Below are 21,375 nucleotides of genomic sequence, written 5' to 3'. Positions count from 1 at the left end.
GCTTGGGTGCTGCACCGGTCGCTGCCGCTGCCGCGGCTTCACGACCGGCGGCGCGGCGCAGGACGGCGCGAACGCGTTCCACCAGCAGTCGCTGCGAGAACGGCTTGGTGATGAAGTCGTCGGCGCCCATCTTCAGTCCGAAGAGTTCGTCGATCTCTTCATCCTTGGAGGTGAGGAAAATCACCGGCATGTCGGATTTCTGGCGAAGACGGCGCAGCAGTTCCATTCCGTCCATGCGCGGCATCTTGATATCGAAGATCGCCAGATGCGGCGGGCGGGCGAGAAGACCGTCAAGGGCCGAGGCGCCATCCGTGTAGGTCTCGACCTTGTATCCTTCGGCCTCAAGCGCGATCGACACCGAGGTCAGGATGTTACGGTCGTCATCAACGAGCGCGATTGTCGGCATTGTATTCGTCTCCGTCATCTAATGCGCGTCTCCAGGTTTTTTGAAGGTCCCCAGGCGGCCATATGAACCGGATGCGCTTATGGGGATAAAGGTGGAACAAATTGTGGCAAAGATAAAGGGTGGGGCGATCGGTAATTTTTGAAGACAACCGAAAGTCGTGTGGTGAAATTGACTACGCCAAGCCAGTTCAAACGATTTAAAATAAACGTCAGAAATTTAAATCGATTAAATAACTGATATCATTAAATAATATCGATTTATGCCACTTGCGTTTTAAAAATCCTGTCCGTAGGTTCGCGCTCAGTTCTTAACGGCGTTGAGCCCCAAGGGAAGGAAATGACCATGGAGCAGTTCGGTACACACAACCCAGCGATAGAGCTGGCGACGGCAGGTTTTGCAGGCGCGAAGAGCGTTCGCTATAACTTCACCGCCGCCTCCCTCTATGAAGAGTCGATTCGCCGGGGAGAAGCCGAACTCACCGCTCATGGCGCCTTGCGGGCATTGACCGGCCAGCACACCGGCCGCTCGCCCAAGGACAAGTTTGTGGTGCATGACGCAAACACCGATGGCCAGATCTGGTGGGACAACAACAAGCCCATGTCGCCGGAGCATTTCGCGCTGTTGAAGCAGGACATGCTGGCGCACGCCGCCGGCAAGGAGCTCTTCGTGCAGGACCTGATCGGCGGTGCCGATGAGGCGAATGCGCTGCCGACCCGCGTGGTCACCGAGCTTGCATGGCACTCGCTGTTCATCCGCAATCTCCTGATCCGGCCGGAGCGCTCGACACTGGAAAGCTTCGCGCCGAAGCTGACGATCATCGACCTGCCGATCTTCAAGGCCGATCCGGAGCGCTACGGCTGCCGCACCGAAACCGTCATCGCCTGCGACCTGACCAACGGCGAGATCCTGATCGCCGGCACCTTCTACGCCGGCGAGATGAAGAAGTCGGTCTTCACGGCGCTGAACTACCTGCTGCCCGCCAAGGGCGTCATGCCCATGCACTGCTCGGCCAATGTCGGCCCAGATGGCGATGCCGCGGTCTTCTTCGGCCTGTCGGGCACCGGCAAGACGACGCTTTCGGCCGATCCGGCCCGCACGCTGATCGGCGACGACGAGCACGGCTGGGGCGAGGACGGCATCTTCAATTTCGAAGGCGGCTGCTACGCCAAGACCATCCGCCTCTCGGCCGAAGCCGAGCCGGAGATCTACGCAACGACGCAGCGTTTCGGCACCGTGCTCGAAAACGTCGTGCTCGATGAAAACCGCATTCCCGATTTCAACGATGGTTCGCTCACGGAAAACACCCGCTGCGCCTATCCGCTCGATTTCATCCCGAACGCGTCGGACACCGGCCGCGCCGGCCATCCGAAGACGATCATCATGCTGACCGCCGATGCCTTCGGCGTCATGCCGCCGATCGCCAAGCTGACGCCGGATCAGGCCATGTACCACTTCCTGTCCGGCTACACCGCCAAGGTCGCCGGCACGGAACGTGGCGTGACCGAGCCGGAAGCGACCTTCTCCACCTGCTTCGGCGCTCCGTTCATGCCCCGCCACCCGTCGGAATACGGCAATCTGCTGAAGGAGCTGATCGGTCGCCACGGCGTCGAATGCTGGCTCGTCAACACCGGCTGGACTGGCGGCGCCTATGGCACCGGCAAGCGCATGCCGATCAAGGCAACGCGCGCGCTGCTCGCAGCCGCCCTCTCGGGTGAACTCAGCAAGGCCGATTTCCGCGCCGATCCGAACTTCGGCTTTGCCGTACCGGTCGCCGTCGAAGGTGTCGAAAGCGGCATTCTCGATCCGCGCTCGACCTGGGCCGACGCTGCCGCCTACGACGCGCAGGCGAACAAGCTGGTGACCATGTTCATCGACAATTTCGCCAAGTTCGAAGGTCACGTCGACGGCGGAGTGCGCGATGCGGCCCCGGGTTTTCGGGTGGCCGCTGAGTAAATCAGCGACAACTGATTGATGATTCACGTGAAACCCGGTCCTGAACGACCGGGTTTTGCGCGTTTTGAAGCGCCTTTCCAAGCGGGAGACGATGTGAGATAGACAATCACATGGCCAGCGACCCGCTCTATATCAACGACAGGATCACCATTTCAGGATGGGAACTGACGGAACAGTTCGTTCTGGCGGGCGGCCCCGGCGGGCAGAACGTCAACAAGGTCTCGACATCAGTCCAGCTGTTCTTCAACATCCAGAATTCCCCGGCGCTGAACGAGCGGGTCAAGATAAACGCCGTGAAACTGGCAGGCCGTCGCATGTCCAAGGAAGGCGTGCTGATGATCGAGGCCAGCCGCTTCCGCAGCCAGGAGCGCAATCGCGAGGATGCGCGCGAGCGGCTGAAAGAGCTGATCCTCGAGGCCGCCAAGCCACCGCCGCCGCCGCGCAAGAAAACCAAGCCGACCAAGGGCTCTGTCGAGCGCCGGCTGAAGGCCAAGTCTGGCCGCTCCGACGTCAAGAAGATGCGCAGCCGCCCGAGCGGCGAGTAGGTGAGGGGAGGGCATTGATGCTGCAACTACCGAACGGCATTCGCCACAGCCCGGATTATCTGAGCCGCCCCCGCCAGGAAGCGCTGGTCGAAATCATCCGCAGCATCGTCGCGCAGGCGCCCCTCTACACGCCGGTCATGCCAGGCACCGGCAAGCCCATGTCGGTGCGCATGACCAATTGCGGCGCGCTCGGCTGGGTCACCGATAAGGAGCGCGGCTACCGCTACCAGCCGACCCATCCGGCCACGGGAAAACCATGGCTCGAAATCCCGGCCGAATTGCTCGATATCTGGAATGATGTCTCGGGCTACGACAAGCCGCCCGAGGCCTGTCTCGTGAACTTCTACTCGGACGACGCGAAGATGGGCCTGCATCAGGACAAGGACGAGCAGGACCTCTCGGCACCCGTCGTGTCGATCTCGCTCGGAAACACCTGCCTGTTTCGCGTCGGCGGCCTCGATCGCACGGACAAGACCATGTCCTTCAAGCTCTCAAGCGGCGACGTCGTCATTCTCGGCGGGCAGGGGCGTCTGTGCTTCCACGGCGTTGACCGAATCTATCCGTCGACGTCGACGCTTCTGAAGAATGGCGGCCGCATCAACCTGACGCTTCGGCGCGTGAACCCTTAAAGCTTGCGCAGTGCTACCTGCTCGATCAAGTGATTCTGTCCCTTGCGCAGGATGAGATCCGCGCGCGGGCGCGTCGGCAGGATGTTCTCGCGCAGGTTCTTGAGGTTGATGTTCTGCCAGAGCCCCTCGGCGATCGACAGCGCTTCCTCCTCGCTGATCGAGGCATAGCGATGGAAGAACGAGTTGGGATCGCGGAACGCGGTCTCGCGCAGGCCCATGAAGCGCGTCACGTACCAGTCGTGAATCCGGCTTTCGTCCGCGTCGATATAGATCGAGAAGTCGAAGAAATCCGAGACCATCGGCACGATCTTGCCGCCCGCCGGCAGGTCGCGCGATTGCAGCACGTTGATCCCCTCGAAGATCAGGATGTCGGGCCGGTCGATGATCTTGTATTCGTTCGGCAGCACGTCATAGACGAGGTGCGAATAGGACGGCGCCTTGACGTCCGGCTGCCCGGCCTTGATCGCCGCCAGAAAACGCAGGATCGCGCCCGTGTCGTAACTCTCGGGGAAACCCTTGCGCTGCATCAGGTTTTCCCGCTGCAACACGGCGTTGGGATAGAGGAAACCGTCCGTCGTGACGAGGTCCACCTTCGGGCTCGACGGCCAGCGACGCAGCAACTCCTTCAGGATACGCGCGGTCGTCGATTTCCCCACCGCCACGGAGCCGGCGATGCCGATCACGAACGGCGTCTTCGCCACGTTCGACAGGCTGAGGAACCGGTTGCGCTGCTTGAACAGGAGCAGCGACGATTCCACATGCGCCGAAAGCAGGCGCGAGACCGAGAGGTAGATGCGCCGGACTTCGTCGAGATCGATTGGGTCGCCCATCGAGCGCAGTCGCTTGACCTCGTCGGAGGTCAGCGTCATCGGCGTATCCGCCCTGAACTTCGCCCATTCCTCGGAGGAAAAGAAGTGATAGGGCGAATAGGCATTCGCCTGGAAATGATCGTGCGCTTCGGGCGCTCCGGTGATCTGTCTTGCGATACCCATCAGCTTTGCCGACTGGCCTTCTCCCTGAGGCCGGATTGAGCGGTACGGCGCTCAAGTTCCGCCATGACATCTTGTAGCGGAATACCGGCGATCTTCAATACGACCAAGAGATGATAGAGCACGTCGGCCGCCTCGTAGGTGAGGTTCTCTCGGTCGTCGGTCACGGCTGCCATCACCGCTTCGATCGCTTCCTCGCCAAGCTTTTTCGCCGCCTTCGGCTGGCCGGCCGCAACGAGCTTCGCCGTCCAGGATTCGTCGGGCGAGGCCTTCGACCGCGCGTCGACGATCTTTTCAAGGTCGCTGAGTGTGAATTCGCTCATCATATCGCTTTCAGTCTCAGTCGAGACGCATGTCGATGCCGCAGGAAGACATATAGCGCTTCGCTTCGCCGACGGAATAGGTGCCGAAGTGGAAGATCGAGGCGGCGAGAACCGCGGTTGCATGGCCCTCCTTCACGCCGGCCACGAGATCGTCGAGGTCGCCCACACCGCCGGATGCGATGACGGGAACGCGCACGGCGTCCGCGATCGCCCGCGTCAACGCCAGATCGTAGCCGGCTTTCGTTCCGTCGCGGTCCATCGAGGTCACCAGCAATTCGCCGGCTCCACGCTCGACCATCCGGCGCGCGAAATCCACCGCATCGATGCCCGTCGCGTTGCGGCCGCCATGCGTGTAGATCTCCCAGGCGCTGGCCTCGCCATCAGCTGGCGTCTGCCGGCGTTTGGCGTCGATCGAGACGACGATGCACTGGTCGCCGAACTTGTCGGCCGCTTCCGCCACGAAGTCAGGATTGCTGACGGCGGCCGAATTGATCGACACCTTGTCGGCGCCGCAAAGCAAAAGCTTGCGAATGTCTGCGATCGTGCGAACGCCGCCGCCGACGGTAACCGGCATGAAGCACTGGTCGGCCGTGCGCGACACAACATCGAAGATCGTTTCGCGATTGTCGGAGGAGGCGGTGATGTCGAGGAAGCAGAGCTCGTCAGCGCCGGCCGCATCATAGGCCTTGGCGGCCTCGACGGGATCACCGGCATCGACGAGGTTGAGAAAGTTGACGCCCTTGACGACACGGCCGTCCTTGACGTCGAGGCAGGGAATGACGCGAGCCTTCAGGGTCATTGCGCGGTCTCCTTCGCGCGCGACGCTTTGATAAGCGCCAGCGCTTCCGTGGGATCGATACGGCCGTCATAGAGCGCCCGGCCGGAAATTGCGCCTTCGAGCTTCGCGGCATCCGGCTTCAGCATCCGCTTGATGTCGTCGATCGAGGCCAGTCCGCCCGATGCGATAACGGGGATCGAGACGGCGTCCGCCAGTTCCAGCGTCGAATCCCAGTTGATCCCGGTCAGAATGCCGTCACGGTCGATGTCGGTATAGATGATCGCCGCTACACCGGCGCCCTCGAACTTTTTAGCCAGCTCGATGATGCCGAGCTCGGACGCTTCCGCCCAACCCTCGACAGCCACCTTGCCGCCCTTGGCGTCGATGCCGACGGCCACATGTCCAGGGAATTTACGGCAGGCCTCGATGACAAGCGCCGGATCGCGCACGGCAACGGTCCCGAGGATCACCCGCGACAGCCCGCGCGACAGCCAGCTTTCGATGTGATCGAGCGTACGGATACCGCCGCCGAGCTGCACCGGGTTCTTCGTGGCCTTCAGGATCGCATCGACGGCAGCGCCATTGACGCTTTCGCCGGCAAAGGCGCCGTTGAGATCGACCACGTGCAGCCATTCGAAGCCCTGGTCCTCGAAGGCCTTGGCCTGCGCGCCGGGGTCGGGATTGTAGACGGTTGCCTGCTCCATATCGCCCAGCTTGAGGCGAACGCACTGGCCGTCCTTGAGGTCGATGGCGGGAAAGAGGATCATTCTGTCAGTCCTTCAAAGGCGCGAGCTCAGGGCTTCCAGCGCAGGAAATTGGCGATCAGGGCGAGACCGAGCTTCTGGCTCTTCTCCGGATGGAACTGCGCGCCGGCCATGTTGTCGCGGCCAACAAAGGCCGTCAGCGGTCCGCCATAGCCCGTGGTCGCAATCACATCCTCGGGGTTCTGCGCGGCCAGATGGTAGGAATGCACGAAATAGGCATGCAGCCCCTCGGCACCGGTCACAATACCCTCGAACAGCGGGTGAGGGCGCTTCAGGTCCAGCGTGTTCCAGCCGATCTGCGGTATCTTCAGATTGGGATCATCAGGCGTCATTTCAACGACGTCACCGGGAATCCAGCCGAGACCCTCGGTCGTGGTCTTCTCCAGCCCGCGCGAGGACATCAGCTGCATGCCGACGCAGATACCGAGGAAGGGCCGCGCCTTCTTCTCGACCACGTCGATCAGCGCCTCGGTCATCCCCGGCACGGCATCCAATCCGCGGCGACAATCGGCATAAGCGCCGACACCCGGCAGCACGACGCGATCGGCGGCGGCAACGACCTCGGCCTTGTCGGTGAGGTCGATCACTGCGTCAACGCCGGCCTCGCGGGCGGCCCGTTCAAAGGCCTTCGTCGCCGAACGCAGATTGCCGGAACCGTAATCGATAATTGCGACGCGCATCAGCGTCCTCCATCAAAGCCAAAGAGACCGAGGGATGTTGCGGTGCCGCGCTCAGTGCGGCTCCCGCCATCCCACTGCGGCGACGGCATACGCGTGTCGTCACGGAGATCGGTCTGAATTTCAGAAAAGTAGATTTCCTCGGCGACATCGAGCCGATCGGCCGAAATCAGTGCCTCGTCCTGCCAGCCTTTGGCGGCGAGGTTGCGAACCCGCAGGTTCTGTCCCTCGAACCCGACAAGCAGGCTGGTGCCGAAGGTGACAGCAAAGCCGACCAGCCACATTCCGGGTTGATCCATCAGCGCGCCGCCGATGCTCTGCAAGAGAAAGGCGGCAACGGCGTAGAGCCAGAGCCGGTGGACGGCGAGCCAGATCCAGGGAAACAGGAAGCCGAGCACGGTAAAACCGTCGCGAATGAAGCGCGTCTTCTCGTGCTTGATATCGGCGCCGCCGGGGGCGGTCAGAACCAGATAGCTGGAAGTCATGTCGTCAAGCTCCCTGAAGGGGCTTAGACGAGCGTGCCCTTCGTCGAGGGTACACGGCCCGCCTGCCTAGGATCGATCTCTGTCGCCGTGCGCAGCGCGCGGGCGACGGCCTTGAAGCATGTCTCGGCAATATGGTGGTTGTTGGCACCATAATGGTTCAGGATATGCAAGGTGATCCCGGCGTTCTGGGCGAGTGCCTGGAAGAATTCGCGGACGAGTTCGGTGTCGAACGTGCCGATCTTCGGCGCGCTGAACGATACGTTCCAGACGAGGAAGGGGCGGCCGGAGAGATCGACGGCGGCCTTCGTCATTGTCTCGTCCATGGCAAGGTCGATCGAGGCGTAGCGGGTGATGCCGCGACGGTCGCCGAGCGCCTTGGCAATGGCCTGGCCGATCGCGATGCCCGTGTCTTCCACCGCATGGTGGTCGTCGACGTGCAGATCGCCCTTGGTCTCGATCTCCATGTCGATCAGCGAATGTCGCGACAGTTGGTCGAGCATATGGTCGAAGAAGCCGACGCCGGTCGAAATCGTCGATTTTCCGGTGCCGTCGATATTGACGGAAACGGAAACCGAGGTCTCGTTGGTCTTGCGGGATACGGATCCCGTACGGCTTGCTGCGGTCTCGGCCATATGGCGCTCCCTCCGGAAATACGCGGGTTCCTTATCAGGCGTGCCGGGAAATATCCAGAAGCGCGGGTCGAGAAATCGAAGCCAATTGCAATCGGCTTTCGCCAACTTACATAGGGCTCAACAGGGCCGATGTGCGGCCCGAGGTAAGGGCCCGCCTGACGGGCTAGGGTATATTCGATGACAACCATTATTACAGTTCGAAAGGGCGGCAAGGTCATCATGGCGGGCGACGGACAGGTCAGCCTCGGCCAGACCGTCATGAAGGGCAATGCCCGCAAGGTGCGCCGCATCGGGAAGGGCGACGTCATTGCCGGTTTCGCCGGCGCCACCGCCGATGCCTTCACGCTTCTGGAGCGGCTTGAAAAGAAGCTCGAGCAGTATCCCGGCCAGCTGATGCGCGCCGCGGTCGAGCTCGCCAAGGATTGGCGCACCGACAAGTATCTGCGCAACCTCGAAGCCATGATGCTGGTCGCCGACAAGTCGGTGACGCTGGCAATCACCGGCAACGGCGACGTGCTCGAGCCCGAACATGGCGCGATCGCCATCGGCTCCGGCGGCAACTATGCCTTCGCCGCCGCTCGCGCCCTGATGGACAGCGACAAGTCGGCCGAAGAAGTGGCACGCCGGGCGCTCGATATCGCCGCCGATATCTGCGTCTACACCAACCACAATCTCGTGGTCGAAACGCTCGACGCCGAATAACGGCAATCGTTCACAATGGGTCCTGTGGGCCGGGCCGAGAGCGGCCGGCCGGAGCAGGAAAGCCAAGAGGATATCATGACCAATTTTTCTCCCCGGGAAATCGTCTCCGAGCTGGACCGCCACATCATCGGCCAGCATGACGCCAAGCGCGCCGTTGCCATTGCGCTGCGCAACCGCTGGCGCCGCCAGCAGCTCGATGAGAGCCTGCGCGACGAAGTGATGCCCAAGAACATCCTGATGATCGGCCCGACCGGCGTCGGCAAGACGGAAATCTCCCGCCGCCTCGCCAAGCTCGCCGGCGCCCCCTTCATCAAGGTCGAAGCCACCAAGTTCACCGAAGTCGGCTATGTCGGCCGCGACGTCGAGCAGATCGTTCGCGATCTGGTCGAGGTCGGTATCGGCCTTGCGCGCGAAAAGAAGCGCGCCGAGGTCGAGGCCAAGGCGCATATGAGTGCCGAGGAACGCGTGCTCGACGCGCTGGTCGGATCGACCGCCTCGCCGGCCACCCGCGACAGTTTCCGCAAGAAGCTGCGCGCCGGTGAGCTCGACGACAAGGAAATCGATATCGAAGTGGCCGATACCAGCACCGGCATGGGCGGCTTCGACATCCCCGGCATGCCGGGCGGCGGCAATATCGGCATGATCAACTTGTCGGAAATGTTCGGCAAGGCCATGGGCGGCCGGACAAAGAAGGTGCGCACCACGGTCAAGGCCTCCTACACCGACCTGATCCGCGACGAATCCGACAAGCTGATCGACAATGAAGTCATCCAGCGCGAGGCCGTGCGCTCCGTCGAAAACGACGGCATCGTCTTCCTCGACGAGATCGACAAGATCGCTGCCCGCGATGGCGGCATGGGCGCCGGCGTCTCCCGCGAAGGCGTGCAGCGCGACCTGCTGCCGCTGGTCGAAGGAACGACGGTGTCGACCAAGTACGGACCGGTGAAGACCGACCACGTCTTGTTCATCGCATCGGGCGCCTTCCACGTCTCCAAGCCGTCGGACCTGCTGCCTGAATTGCAGGGCCGCCTGCCGATCCGCGTCGAGCTGCGCCCGCTGACCAAGGAAGACTTCCGCCGCATCCTGACGGAAACCGAGGCCAGCCTCATCCGCCAGTACAAGGCGCTGATGGAAACCGAAGGCCTCACGCTCGAATTCACCGATGACGGCATCGATGCGCTCGCCGACGTGGCCGTTCACCTGAACGCCTCGGTCGAAAACATCGGCGCCCGCCGCCTGCAGACGGTGATGGAGCGCGTGCTGGACGAAATCTCCTTCAACGCGCCGGATCGCGGCGGCACCGCTGTGACCATCGACGCCGAATATGTGCGCAAGCATGTCGGTGATCTCGCCCAGAACACCGACCTCTCGCGCTTCATTCTGTGATGCGCAAACACCGGTCTCAGGCTTTACATGCATGATGCCGCAACTTTGACCGACTGAACTCTCGACAACGGGCCTTTTACTTTTTAGTGAAAGGCCCGTTTTGTTGTTGGCGCCAGCATTATTCGGCCAAGATTTTGGTACAGTCAGCGCGCCAGCCAAGCTGGAAATGCCGACCAATACCGGAAATGCCTCTATTGGAAATGATGGGAAAGCTGATCGTGCGACGCCTTCTGACGAGCCTTGTAATTGCCGCCACGGTCTTGACCGCCGCGCCCGCTTTTTCCATGCAGCTCGTGCCGCCAGGCAATCGCAACGTCGAGCAGCCGAACGTTCCCGGCGCATCGGTCCGCCGAACCAAGGGCACCAAGACCACCTTCGATCGCAAGTACGACAAGGTCCACGAGCTCTTGGCCACCGATCACGAGCTGATGAGCAAGATCAAGAAGGTCTCGGCCGCCTATGGCATCGACCCGATCCACGTCATCGGCGCCATCGTCGGCGAGCACACCTATAATGTCGACGCCTACGACCGCCTGCAGTCCTATTACGTCAAGGCCGCGTCCTACGCCGGCCAGAGCTTCCGCTTCGCCTATGACGGCGAGGATGTGGATGACTTCGTCAAACGCCCGCAATTTGCCGAGTGCAACGGCAAGAGCGATTCCTACACGCTGTGGAGCTGCCGCGAGGATGTCTGGGAAAGCGATTTCCGCGGCAAGACGGTCGGCGGCAAGAGCTTCCCGAACAATCGCTTCAGCGCCGTCTTCTTCCAGCCCTTCTACGCCGGCCAGACTTTTGGCCTCGGCCAGATCAATCCGCTGACCGCGCTGATGCTCTCCGACCTCGTCAGCCGCGTTTCCGGTATCAACAAGCTCGACGAGAAGGATGCCGGCAGCGTCTACAAGGCGATCATGGACCCGGATATTTCGCTGGCCTTCGTCGCCGCCGCCGTGCGCCGCTCGATCGACGATTACAAGCAGATCGCCGGCATGGATATCTCCAAGAACCCGGGCCTGACGGCAACGCTCTACAATCTCGGCAATTCCCGCCAGCGCGCCGCAGCGCTCGCCGCCAAGAACCGCGCGTCGGGCGAAACGGTCTGGCCGGAAGAGAACTATTACGGATGGTTGATCAACGACAAGCTGGACGAGCTGGAGCGCCTGCTCTAACTCTAATCCTGCCGGGGAGGGCCATAATCTTCCGCGAAAGGCTTGCAGCACATGGACATGCGTCCAGATCCGTTCGTTCCGCCAGCGCCCATCCCGCGCACCGTGCCGCCGAGCCGGCTTGAGATCATCCGCACCATCCTGCGCAATCCGCTGGAGCTCTGGGGCGAGCCCTCCTACACGCTGCCCTTCATCAAGACGAAGTTCTTCCGCGAACGCACGATCATCGTCAACGATCCCGGCCTGATCAAGCATGTGCTTGTCGACAACGCCGCCAATTACCGCATGTCGGATATCCGCCAGCTGATCCTGCGGCCCATCCTGCGCGATGGCCTGCTGACGGCCGAAGGCGAGGTCTGGAAGCGCTCGCGCAAGGCCGTAGCGCCAGTCTTCACGCCGCGCCACGCCAACGGCTTCGCCGGCCAGATGCTGCGCCAGTCGGAAGAGTACGTCCGTAAGTACGAAGAAGCGGGCAGCGACGGAAAGACCTTCGAGATCGCCAGCGACATGGCCGAACTCACTTTCGCCATCCTCGCCGACACACTGTTCTCAGGCGAGATCGTCACTTCCTCAGACAGCTTCGCCGACGACGTCAACGCGCTCCTGCATCGCATGGGCCGCGTCGATCCGATGGACTTGTTGCGCGCGCCCTCCTGGGTGCCCCGCGTCACCCGCATCGGCGGCCAGAAGGTGCTGGAGAAATTCCGCACCATCGTCCGCGAAACCATGGATGCCCGCCTGGCCCGCATGGAAGCGGACCGAGACACGACGCCCGAGGATTTCCTGACGCTGTTGCTCGATCAGGCAAAGTCGGGCGGGCTCACCAATGCCGAGATCGAGGACAATATCCTGACCTTCATCGGCGCCGGCCACGAAACCACGGCCCGCGCGCTCGCCTGGACGCTCTACTGCGTCGCCAACACGCCGCATATCCGCGACGCGATGGAGGAAGAGATCGACCGCGTGCTGGCAACAGGCGCCGAGCCGGTGAAATGGCTCGATCTCATGCCCTATACCCGCGCCGCCTTCGAGGAGGCGCTGCGCCTCTATCCGCCGGCCCCGTCGATCAACCGTGCTGCAATCGCCGACGATCGCTGGACTAACGCCAAGGGCGAGACGGTTGACATCGAGGCCGGCGTCACCGTGCTGATCATGCCGTGGACGCTGCATCGCCACGAACTCTATTGGGAGAAGCCTCGCGCCTACATGCCCGAGCGCTTCCTGCCCGAAAACCGCGGCAAGATCAGTCGCTTCCAGTTTCTTCCCTTCGGCGCCGGCCCGCGCGTCTGCATCGGCGCCACCTTTGCGCTGCAGGAGGCGGTGATCGCGCTCGCTGTCATGATGCACCGCTTCCGCTTCGACATGACCGATGAGACCAATCCCTGGCCGGTGCAGAAGCTGACCACCCAGCCGCAGAACGGCCTGCCGATGCGCGTCACGCCGAGAGTTCTTGCTTGAAAAGGCATAAATCTTTCAAACTATTGCCTGATTGACTATGAATGAAAGCCGGTCAAAGTGGCAGCATGCGAAAAACGCGCCGCCCGAGGAGATAGTCTATGAGCCGCATCGAAAAACACGGTCTTGCGATTGAAGCCGTCCTTCATGATTTCCTGGTCAAGGAGGCGCTTCCCGGTCTTGGGCTCGATGCGGACAAGTTCTTTGCCGACTTCTCGGCCATCGTCCACGATCTCGCGCCGAAAAACCGCGAACTGCTCGCCAAGCGCGATGCCCTGCAGCTGCGCATCGACGATTGGTATCGCCAGCACGGTGCGCCCACCGATATGGACGCCTACCAGGCATTCCTGCGCGAGATCGGCTATCTCCTTCCCGAGGGCTCCGATTTCCAGGTCACGACGACCAATGTCGATCCGGAGATAGCCTCGATCGCCGGCCCGCAGCTGGTCGTTCCGGTCATGAACGCCCGCTATGCCCTGAACGCCGCCAATGCCCGCTGGGGCTCGCTCTATGACGCGCTCTACGGCACCGACGCGATTTCCGAGGCCGATGGCGCGGAGAAGGGCAAGGGCTACAATCCGAAGCGCGGCGAAAAGGTCATCGCCTGGGTTCGCGATTTCCTCGACAACGCCGTCCCGCTCGTCGATTGGAGCTGGAAGGACGTCGCCGGCCTCGTCATCAAGGACGGCGCGCTCGCCATATCTTCAACCGACGGCGAGCATGTCGCGTTGAAGGATGCGTCGCATTTCGCCGGCTACCTAGGCGATGCAGCGGCTCCGACCAACATCCTCCTGAAGAACAACGGCATCCATATCGACATCGTCATCGATGCCGGAACTGCGATCGGCAAGACCGACGCCGCCCACATCTCCGATGTCTGGCTTGAATCCGCCATCACCACGATCATGGATTGCGAGGATTCCATCGCTGCCGTCGATGCCGAGGATAAGACCGAGGTCTATCGCAACTGGCTCGGCCTGATGAAGGGCGATCTGCAAGAAGAGGTCGTGAAGGGCGGCAAGAGCTTTATCCGCAAGCTCAATCCCGATCTCGATTACACCGGCCCTGATGGCGCCACCTTCGAGGTCCACCGCCGCTCGCTGATGCTGATCCGCAATGTCGGTCACCTCATGACGAATCCGGCTATCCTTGATCGAGATGGCAACGAGGTGCCCGAAGGCATCATGGACGCGATGATCACAGCCGCCATCGCGCTCTACGATATCGGCCCGAATGGTCGCCGCAAGAATTCGCGCACCGGCTCCATGTACGTCGTCAAGCCGAAGATGCACGGCCCCGAGGAAGTCGCCTTCGCCGTCGAGATATTCGGCCGCGTCGAGGATGCGCTCGGCATGGCGAAAAACACCATGAAGATGGGCATCATGGACGAGGAGCGCCGCACCACCGTCAACCTCAAGGAATGCATTCGCGCCGCCCGCGAGCGCGTCGTCTTCATCAACACCGGTTTCCTCGATCGCACCGGCGACGAGATGCACACCTCGATGGAAGCCGGCCCGATGATCCGCAAGGGCGACATGAAACAGGCTGCCTGGATCGCCGCTTATGAAAACTGGAACGTCGACATCGGTCTCGAATGCGGTCTTTCCGGTCACGCCCAGATCGGCAAGGGCATGTGGGCCATGCCGGATCTGATGGCGGCGATGCTGGAGCAGAAGATCGCCCATCCGAAGGCCGGCGCCAACACAGCCTGGGTCCCGTCGCCGACGGCCGCCACGCTGCACGCCACCCATTATCACCGCGTCAACGTCGCGAACGTTCAGCGCGGCCTGAAGGATCGCCCGCGCGCCAAGCTGAGCGACATCCTCTCCGTGCCCGTCGCCGTTCGTCCCAACTGGACGCCGGAGGAAATCCAGCGGGAACTCGACAACAACGCGCAGGGGATCCTGGGCTACGTCGTGCGCTGGGTCGACCAGGGCGTCGGCTGCTCCAAGGTTCCGGACATCAACAATGTCGGCCTGATGGAAGACCGCGCGACGCTGCGCATCTCGGCGCAGCACATGGCCAACTGGCTGCACCACAAGGTCGTCACCGAAGATCAGATCGTCGAAACGATGAAGCGCATGGCAGCCGTGGTCGATGGCCAGAACGCCGGCGACGCTGCCTATCACCCGATGGCCGCCGATTTCGACCGCTCGATCGCCTTCCAGGCCGCTCTCGAGCTGGTCCTGAAGGGCAGGGCACAGCCGAACGGCTATACCGAGCCGGTCCTGCACCGCCGTCGCCTGGAGCTGAAGGCCGCGCAAGCGGCCTGATCCGAAACGAAAGATAACAAAAAGGCAGCCGGAACGAATGTCCCGGCGGCCTTCTTTATACCGAATTTCAGGTCCAGCTTACTGGATAACGATGACCTTGGAGGTCGTCTTGCCCGGACGGACGCGGCTGTAGAGGTCGATGACGTCCTGGTTGATCAGACGAATGCAGCCCGAAGAAGCGGCGGTGCCGATCGAAGCCCATTCCGGCGTGCCGTGCAGGCGGAACAGCGTGTCCTTGCCTTCTTCGTTGAAGAGGTACATGGCGCGCGCGCCGAGCGGGTTGGAAAGGCCAGGACCCATGCCGTCTTCGACGTACTTGGCGATCTCGGGGCGACGAACGGCCATTTCCTTCGGGGGATGCCAGTTCGGCCATTCCTGCTTCCAGGCGACGTATGCGGTGCCGGCCCATGCGAAGCCCTGCTTGCCGACGCCGATGCCGTAGCGCATCGCCTTGCCGCCGGGCATGATGTAGTAGAGGAAGCGTTCGCGGGTGTTGACGATGATCGTGCCCGGACGTTCCGTGGTTTCGTAGGAGACAACCTGCCTGTGGAACTGCGGCTTGACCTTCTGGATCGGGATCGCCGGCAGCGAATATCCGGCATCCGTGGTGACGCCGTAAGCGTCGTCGAAGATTTGCGCGGTCTGGACGGTCGGACCCGGCATGGCAGCCTTGTTTTCGACAGAGGCGCTCTCGGAAGTCGTGGAGCAACCGGCCAGAGCGAGCGTCGCCATCAGGCCGAATACCGGAAGTGCATTGCGGATGCGCATGGATGTCTCTTAAGAATGGGGCAAGGGAGGATCGTTCTTTCGAACCATCTTAGATTATGGTTTATTTTCGATTAACTTCGCCTTGGCAAGCTGTTGCAATGCGGCGGAGCAATTACGCAACGGCAAACTAGAACCGCATGGTTTTTTTGCAACAACGCGGGCGCCGGACCCCAACTTATCCATGACGATTTTGAGTGTTTACAATAACAATCCGTTAATCGATGGCCGGCAATCGGACAGGGCCATGCTGGTGCGTCGTGGGACTCAAATTCTACTTCACGAGATGCGTCACGCCGTGCTGCCCGAACTGCCGCTCGCAAGCGGCCGACGCGCCGATCTGATCACCGTCTCGGACAAGGGCGAAATCTGGATCATCGAGATCAAGACGTCGATCGAGGACTTCAGGGTGGACCGCAAATGGCCGGAATACCGGCTGCATTGCGATCGGCTGTTTTTCGCCACACACAAGGATGTGCCGCTCGACATCTTCCCTGATGATTGCGGCCTGTTTCTCTCGGATGGCTATGGCGCCCACATGATCCGCGAGGCGCCCGAACATAGACTGGCGCCCGCCACCCGCAAATCCGTCACGCTGAACTTTTCGCGCGCGGCCGCCCAGCGCCTGCTGATGGCCGAATGGGCCACCGGCAAGCCGCTCGGCGTCGACGACGTCTAGAGCCTTTCCTGGTTAGCTTGAAGCATTCTGCCGGAGCAGGTTTTCGTCAGGGCAAAGGCGATTGGCGAAGGGCATACCCCAGGTACGGTCGAGCCGATCGCCTTTGATCCTGGCGGAAAGATGCCCGGCCCTAGCCGGTTTGCGCAGCAAACCAGCGGGGGTTGGCTGAAACGGGCCGCCTGATCGTCCGGCCGGCTTGGCCGTATGCGTTTGCTACGACGCGCGCCTGCCGGTCGACCATCCGACTCCGTTTGAGCCAACAGAATGCTTCAATCTAACCAGGAAAGGCTCTAGCTTGAATCTACTTCGGCGCCCGCTTTGCGAGAATGCGCTGCAATGTGCGGCGGTGCATGTTGAGCCGGCGCGCCGTCTCCGAAACGTTGCGTTCGCAGATCTCGTAGACACGCTGGATATGCTCCCAGCGAACCCGGTCGGCCGACATCGGGTTCTCAGGCAGCTCGACCTTCTCGCCGCTGCGCTGCGTCAGCGCCGCATAGACATCGTCGGCATCCGCCGGCTTGGCAAGATAGTCGACGGCGCCGAGCTTTACCGCGGTCACCGCTGTCGCGATATTGCCGTAACCGGTGAGGACGACGATACGGGTATCTCCGCGCTTCTGGCGGATCGCCTCGATGACTTCGAGGCCATTGCCATCGCCGAGCCGCAGGTCGAGCACCGCGTATTTCGGCGGATTGGCGTGGGACTTCGCCACACCCTCCGCCACGGATTCCGCGGTCTCCACCTGAAAACCGCGCGTCTCCATGGCGCGCGCCAACCGGCGCAGGAACGGTCCGTCGTCATCGACGATCAGGAGGCTCGCATCCGGGCCGATATGGTCGTCGCTGGCGGGGGAGGGGTCGGTAATCTGCTCGCTCATTTATTCAATCCTGGCGCTGTCAGCCCGATATAGGCCTATTGCATTGCGTTTTCTTTAGCCCCATCGGCTCATTTTGTCGAATGCGTATCGATCAGCACCCGCGGCCATTCGACGCGAACGCGCGCGCCGACATAATCAGGACCGCGATTTTCGAAGGTCAGCACCGCACCCGAGCGTTCCAGCAGCGTCTTGGCGATGAAGAGCCCGAGCCCCAGCCCGCCGGCCCGGTCCTCCTTCTGCCGCTTGGTCACATAGGGCTCGCCGATCCTGAGCAGGATATCGGGCGAGTAGCCTTCGCCGTCGTCCTCGATGGTGATGCGCACTTTCTCCTGGTCATGCTCCACCGTGACAGTCACCTCCTGACGGGCATAATCGACGGCATTCTCGACCAGATTGCCAAGCCCGTACATCATCCCGGCATTGCGCTCCGTCACCGGCTCGCCCTTGCGCGGCGCTTTCTCGACGAGGTTGAGCTTGATACCGAATTCGCGATGCGGCGCGACGATCTCCTCCATCATCGAGGAGAGCGGCAGGCGCCTGAGATGCGCATCGCCCTCGGCTGAAAGCGTCGTCAGCCGGCGCAGGATGTCGCGGCAGCGCTCGCTCTGGCTGCGCAGCAGCTGCACATCCTCACGGAAGCGATCGTCGTCCTTCAGCTCGCGCTCCATCTCCTTGGCGACGACGCTGATGGTGGCGAGCGGCGTTCCCAATTCGTGTGCGGCAGCCGCAGCCAAGCCATCAAGCTGCGACAGATGCTTCTCGCGCTGCAGCACCAGTTCCGTCGCTGCCAGAGCTTCGGCCAGCTGCCGCCCTTCCATGGAGACCCGATAGGCATAAAAGGCGGCGAACGTCATGGTGGACGCGATCGCGCACCACACCCCGAACTGCATGAAGCTCGGAATGTCGATCTCCGCCCCGTCGAACCAGGGAAGCGGGAAGGGCGTGAACGGCAGTATGGTGATGCAGGCCAACGCCACCACGATCAGCGGCATGCTGTAGCGGATCGGTTGCGACGCGAAGGCGATGATAACAGGAACGCAGACCAGCACCGCGAATGGATTGACCAGCCCGCCGGTGATGAAGAGCAGCGCGCACAGCTGCAGCAGATCGAAGCCGAGCAGCGCCAGCGCCGCCACCGGGTCGATGCGATGTGTCGCCGGATAACGGATCATCAGATAGAAGTTGACGATCGCCAGCGCGGTGATGAGCGCGATGCACGCCTGCACCGGCAGCGGAAATTGCAGCCACAGCGCAACGATCAGCACCGTGGCGGTCTGCCCGCAGACCGCAAGCCAGCGCAGACGCACCAGCGTCTCCAGCCTCAGCCGCCGGCTGCTCTGCCTGTCTTCCTCGGGCATGCTTTCGACCTTGTCGGCCATCTCTTTATTCTTGATCGGCATTGTGGCTCATGTTCCTCGTGGTTTTGCCCGGGTCGTCGGCAGTGCTTCCTCCGGTCTCTCCGGCCATGGATGCCGGGGATAGCGCCCGCGCATGTCGGCGCGCACATCCTTCCAGCTCCCGGCCCAGAACCCCGGAAGATCGCGCGTCGTCTGGATCGGCCGATGCGCCGGCGATGTCAGCTCCAGCAGCAGCGAAAGCCGTCCGCCGGCAATGGCAGGATGCGCCTTCAGCCCGAACAGCTCCTGGACGCGGATGGTCAGCGTCGGTTCTTCCCCGTCATATTGTATCGGATGCCGCTGCCCGGTTGGTGCTTCGAAATGCGTCGGCGCCAGCCGCGAAAGGTCGCGCTGCAGCTCATGCGGCACCAGCGCCATCAAGCCGTTCGAAAGCCCACCCGCCGAAATGTCGGAAAGCCCCCGTGCATCCGCCTGATAGGGAATGAACCAGTCGTCCATGCGGGCGAGCAGCGCCGCCTCGCTCATGTCGGGCCATGGCGCACCGATGCTTCTATAGAGAAAGCCGATCCGCTCGCGCAGCTGCATCGCTTCCTTGGAAAACGGCAGCTGCTCCAGCCCCATCTCCTTGATCCCCTCGGCCAGCGCCCGCGTGACGGCCTCGCCGGATGGCCTGGGCAGCGGCGTCTCGTCGAAAACAATGGCGCCGAGTCGCGTCGCCCGCCTTGCCCGCACCTGTTTGCTTTGCCGGTCGAAGAAGGTCTGGTCGTCGGTGCGGATCGCGCCCGGCAGTTCGGCCTCGACATCCCCGCGCGTCACTTCTGCCGCCGCGAGAATCCGCGCCTGCGCCGCCCGGCCCGTGAGATCGGCGATCACAAGCATCGGGCTGCTCGCCAGCCGCTCGGTCTCGGCGATCTCTGCACCGCGCCCATTGGCCATCACGAAGCGGCCGCGCCCGCCGCGCTGCAGCGCGATGCGATCGGGAAAGGCGTGAATGAGGAGACGGCCGGCAAGACCCGGCTCGTCGGCCACGATCTGATCGCGTCCCTTCGCCAGCCGTCCCGCAAGCTGCCGAGCCGCCTCGGCCCGCTCGCCGCGCTCGGATTTGAACCGGCGCAGCCGGTCCTCGAGATCGATGCTCGTCCCACCCAGCCCCTGTTCTGTCAGAAGCACGGCCATCATCGCCGCCTCCCGCGCATGCCCGGTCTCCCCCGAGGAGAGCACCATCGCCGCAAGCCGCGGCGGCAGCGCCATATCACGCATCTCCCGCCCGCGCGCCGTCAGTCCGCCATCCCGGTCGAGTGCGCCGAGTTCGCGCAGCAGCGCGCGCGCCTCCGCAAGCGTCGTCTCCGGCGGCTGGTCCATGAAGCCGAGCGCCCGCGTGTCCTGCACGCCCCAATGGGCGAGGTCGAGCACGAGGCCGGAAAGATCGGTCGAGAGGATCTGCGGCGGCGTGAAGGCGGGCATCGCCGCCGTCTGCCCCTGGTGCCAGAGCCGGATGGCAATCCCCGGCTCGGTTCGCCCGGCGCGTCCCGCCCGCTGGTCGGCCGAGGCCCGCGACACCCTGACCGTCTCCAGCCGGGTGATCCCTGTCGATGCCTCGAACACCGGCAGGCGCTGCAAGCCGCTATCGATCACGATCCTCACGCCGTCGATGGTGATCGACGTCTCGGCGATTGAGGTCGCCAGCACGATCTTGCGCGTGCCCACCGCCGCCGGCCGGATCGCTGCGTCCTGTTCCTTCTGGCTGAGATTGCCGTAGAGCGGCGCGATCACGGTGGTCGCGTCGAACCTCTCCCGCAGCCGCTCGGCCGTTCTGGTGATTTCGGCCTGTCCAGGCAGAAAGGCGAGGATCGATCCACTCTCCGTCTTGTGCGCGTCGATGATCGCGCGCGTCATCGTATCCTCGATGCGCTCGCCGCTCGGCCGGTCCTGATGGCGAATATCGATCGGGAAGCTCCGCCCCATGCTCTCGATCAAGGGCGGGTTGTCGAGCAGCGCCACCACGCCGGCCACATCGAGCGTGGCCGACATGACCAGGATCCGCAAATCCTCGCGCAGCGCCGATTGCACGTCGAGCGCCAGCGCCAGCCCGAAATCGGCGTCGAGCGACCGCTCGTGAAATTCGTCGAAGATTACCGCCGATACGCCGGAGAGCTCGGGATCGTCGAGGATCATCCGCGCGAACACGCCCTCGGTCACCACCTCGATCCGCGTTCGCGCCGAAATCCTGGTGTCGAGCCGCATGCGATAGCCGACGGTCTCGCCGACATTCTCATGGAGTAGTGCCGCCATGCGCCCCGCCGCCGCACGCGCCGCAAGCCGCCGTGGCTCAAGCAGAATAATCTTGTCATCGCCGCGCCATGCCTCATTGAGAAGATGAAGCGGTACCAGCGTCGTCTTGCCCGCCCCCGGCGGCGCCGAGAGCACGGCGCGCCGAGCGGTGGCTAGTGCCGCGCCGATCTCGGGCAGAACATGGGAGACCGGGAGCTCCGGCAGGGCACGCAGGTCGATCACGCCTAGTCTGTCCTCTTTGCTT

The 21,375-nt window shown here is 62.7% G+C and carries 21 protein-coding genes; 9 read left to right on the top strand and 12 right to left on the bottom strand.

Annotated elements, in window-relative coordinates; translation table 11 throughout:
• Positions 1–406, bottom strand: a 406-nt coding sequence (locus tag B3605_RS03365; RefSeq protein ID WP_296432264.1) for a response regulator, incomplete at its 3' end; no start/stop codon positions are given.
• Between the two features lie 342 nt (positions 407–748).
• Here B3605_RS03365 and B3605_RS03360 point away from each other — a divergent pair.
• The 3 genes from B3605_RS03360 (at position 749) to B3605_RS03350 (ending at position 3,533) form a co-directional block, all read left to right on the top strand.
• Positions 749–2,359: a phosphoenolpyruvate carboxykinase gene (locus tag B3605_RS03360; RefSeq protein ID WP_296432260.1), complete on the top strand. Its 1,611-nt coding sequence runs from the start codon at positions 749–751 to the stop codon at positions 2,357–2,359.
• Between the two features lie 110 nt (positions 2,360–2,469).
• Entirely contained in the window at positions 2,470–2,904 is a 435-nt protein-coding gene (arfB, locus tag B3605_RS03355; protein ID WP_018901153.1) for an alternative ribosome rescue aminoacyl-tRNA hydrolase ArfB, read from the top strand.
• Between the two features lie 17 nt (positions 2,905–2,921).
• Positions 2,922–3,533, top strand: a complete 612-nt coding sequence (locus B3605_RS03350; protein ID WP_112942597.1) for an alpha-ketoglutarate-dependent dioxygenase AlkB family protein — start codon at positions 2,922–2,924, stop codon at positions 3,531–3,533.
• Here B3605_RS03350 and coaA read toward each other — a convergent pair.
• Genes coaA through hisB form a run of 7 tightly spaced genes read right to left on the bottom strand, consistent with a single transcriptional unit; the run spans position 3,530 to position 8,181 of the window.
• Positions 3,530–4,525 carry a type I pantothenate kinase gene (coaA, locus tag B3605_RS03345; protein ID WP_112533133.1) on the bottom strand — a complete coding sequence of 332 codons (996 nt, stop codon included), beginning with the start codon at positions 4,523–4,525 and terminating at the stop codon, positions 3,530–3,532. The two genes, B3605_RS03350 and coaA, sit on opposite strands and share 4 nt — an antisense overlap.
• Positions 4,525–4,845, bottom strand: a complete 321-nt coding sequence (locus tag B3605_RS03340; RefSeq protein WP_026283477.1) for a phosphoribosyl-ATP diphosphatase — start codon at positions 4,843–4,845, stop codon at positions 4,525–4,527. The genes coaA and B3605_RS03340 overlap by 1 nt, the downstream gene beginning before the upstream one ends.
• Before the next feature lie 16 nt (positions 4,846–4,861).
• Entirely contained in the window at positions 4,862–5,644 is a 783-nt protein-coding gene (hisF, locus tag B3605_RS03335) for an imidazole glycerol phosphate synthase subunit HisF (RefSeq protein ID WP_047509167.1), read from the bottom strand.
• Positions 5,641–6,390, bottom strand: coding sequence for a 1-(5-phosphoribosyl)-5-[(5-phosphoribosylamino)methylideneamino]imidazole-4-carboxamide isomerase (hisA, locus tag B3605_RS03330; protein WP_112942596.1), 750 nt, complete (start codon positions 6,388–6,390; stop codon positions 5,641–5,643). Before hisA ends, hisF begins: the two co-directional genes overlap by 4 nt.
• A 26-nt stretch (positions 6,391–6,416) precedes the next feature.
• Positions 6,417–7,067 (bottom strand): imidazole glycerol phosphate synthase subunit HisH, encoded by a 651-nt coding sequence (gene hisH / locus B3605_RS03325; protein ID WP_112942594.1) that lies wholly within the window; start codon positions 7,065–7,067, stop codon positions 6,417–6,419.
• Positions 7,067–7,549 (bottom strand): DUF2628 domain-containing protein, encoded by a 483-nt coding sequence (locus B3605_RS03320; RefSeq protein ID WP_112942592.1) that lies wholly within the window; start codon positions 7,547–7,549, stop codon positions 7,067–7,069. The genes hisH and B3605_RS03320 overlap by 1 nt, the downstream gene beginning before the upstream one ends.
• Before the next feature lie 23 nt (positions 7,550–7,572).
• Positions 7,573–8,181, bottom strand: a complete 609-nt coding sequence (hisB, locus tag B3605_RS03315; protein WP_296432256.1) for an imidazoleglycerol-phosphate dehydratase HisB — start codon at positions 8,179–8,181, stop codon at positions 7,573–7,575.
• 177 nt (positions 8,182–8,358) lie between these two features.
• Between hisB and hslV the strand changes: the two genes are divergently transcribed.
• From hslV to B3605_RS03290, 5 genes are all read left to right on the top strand, one after another.
• Complete coding sequence (gene hslV, locus B3605_RS03310) at positions 8,359–8,883, top strand: ATP-dependent protease subunit HslV (RefSeq protein WP_018901162.1); 525 nt, start codon at positions 8,359–8,361, stop codon at positions 8,881–8,883.
• A gap of 75 nt (positions 8,884–8,958) precedes the next feature.
• Entirely contained in the window at positions 8,959–10,269 is a 1,311-nt protein-coding gene (hslU, locus tag B3605_RS03305; RefSeq protein ID WP_047509255.1) for an ATP-dependent protease ATPase subunit HslU, read from the top strand.
• 218 nt (positions 10,270–10,487) lie between these two features.
• Positions 10,488–11,435, top strand: coding sequence for a DUF1402 family protein (locus B3605_RS03300; protein WP_112942651.1), 948 nt, complete (start codon positions 10,488–10,490; stop codon positions 11,433–11,435).
• A gap of 51 nt (positions 11,436–11,486) precedes the next feature.
• Positions 11,487–12,890: a cytochrome P450 gene (locus tag B3605_RS03295; protein ID WP_112942589.1), complete on the top strand. Its 1,404-nt coding sequence runs from the start codon at positions 11,487–11,489 to the stop codon at positions 12,888–12,890.
• A 98-nt stretch (positions 12,891–12,988) separates the two neighbouring features.
• Entirely contained in the window at positions 12,989–15,160 is a 2,172-nt protein-coding gene (locus B3605_RS03290) for a malate synthase G (RefSeq protein WP_112942588.1), read from the top strand.
• Positions 15,161–15,238: 78 nt separating this feature from the next.
• Here the strand turns inward: B3605_RS03290 and B3605_RS03285 are convergent, their stop codons facing one another.
• Complete coding sequence (locus tag B3605_RS03285; RefSeq protein WP_018901167.1) at positions 15,239–15,928, bottom strand: L,D-transpeptidase; 690 nt, start codon at positions 15,926–15,928, stop codon at positions 15,239–15,241.
• A gap of 181 nt (positions 15,929–16,109) precedes the next feature.
• Between B3605_RS03285 and B3605_RS03280 the strand changes: the two genes are divergently transcribed.
• Positions 16,110–16,604 carry an MmcB family DNA repair protein gene (locus tag B3605_RS03280; protein WP_112942585.1) on the top strand — a complete coding sequence of 165 codons (495 nt, stop codon included), beginning with the start codon at positions 16,110–16,112 and terminating at the stop codon, positions 16,602–16,604.
• A gap of 301 nt (positions 16,605–16,905) precedes the next feature.
• On the opposite strand, the gene B3605_RS03275 is transcribed toward B3605_RS03280, so the two are convergent.
• The 3 genes from B3605_RS03275 to hrpB all read right to left on the bottom strand — a co-directional run bounded on the left by B3605_RS03275 (position 16,906) and on the right by hrpB (position 21,353).
• Positions 16,906–17,481, bottom strand: a complete 576-nt coding sequence (locus B3605_RS03275; protein ID WP_112942583.1) for an ActR/PrrA/RegA family redox response regulator transcription factor — start codon at positions 17,479–17,481, stop codon at positions 16,906–16,908.
• A 68-nt stretch (positions 17,482–17,549) separates the two neighbouring features.
• Positions 17,550–18,860, bottom strand: a complete 1,311-nt coding sequence (locus B3605_RS03270) for an ActS/PrrB/RegB family redox-sensitive histidine kinase (RefSeq protein ID WP_112942650.1) — start codon at positions 18,858–18,860, stop codon at positions 17,550–17,552.
• Between the two features lie 27 nt (positions 18,861–18,887).
• Positions 18,888–21,353, bottom strand: a complete 2,466-nt coding sequence (gene hrpB / locus B3605_RS03265; RefSeq protein WP_112942580.1) for an ATP-dependent helicase HrpB — start codon at positions 21,351–21,353, stop codon at positions 18,888–18,890.
• Between the last annotated feature and the right edge of the window lie 22 nt (positions 21,354–21,375).

Origin of the sequence: Rhizobium sp. UBA1881 (genome assembly GCF_002338015.1) — a bacterium.
Taxonomy (GTDB): domain Bacteria; phylum Pseudomonadota; class Alphaproteobacteria; order Rhizobiales; family Rhizobiaceae; genus Rhizobium.
This window is presented reverse-complemented; position numbering and strand designations above follow the sequence as displayed.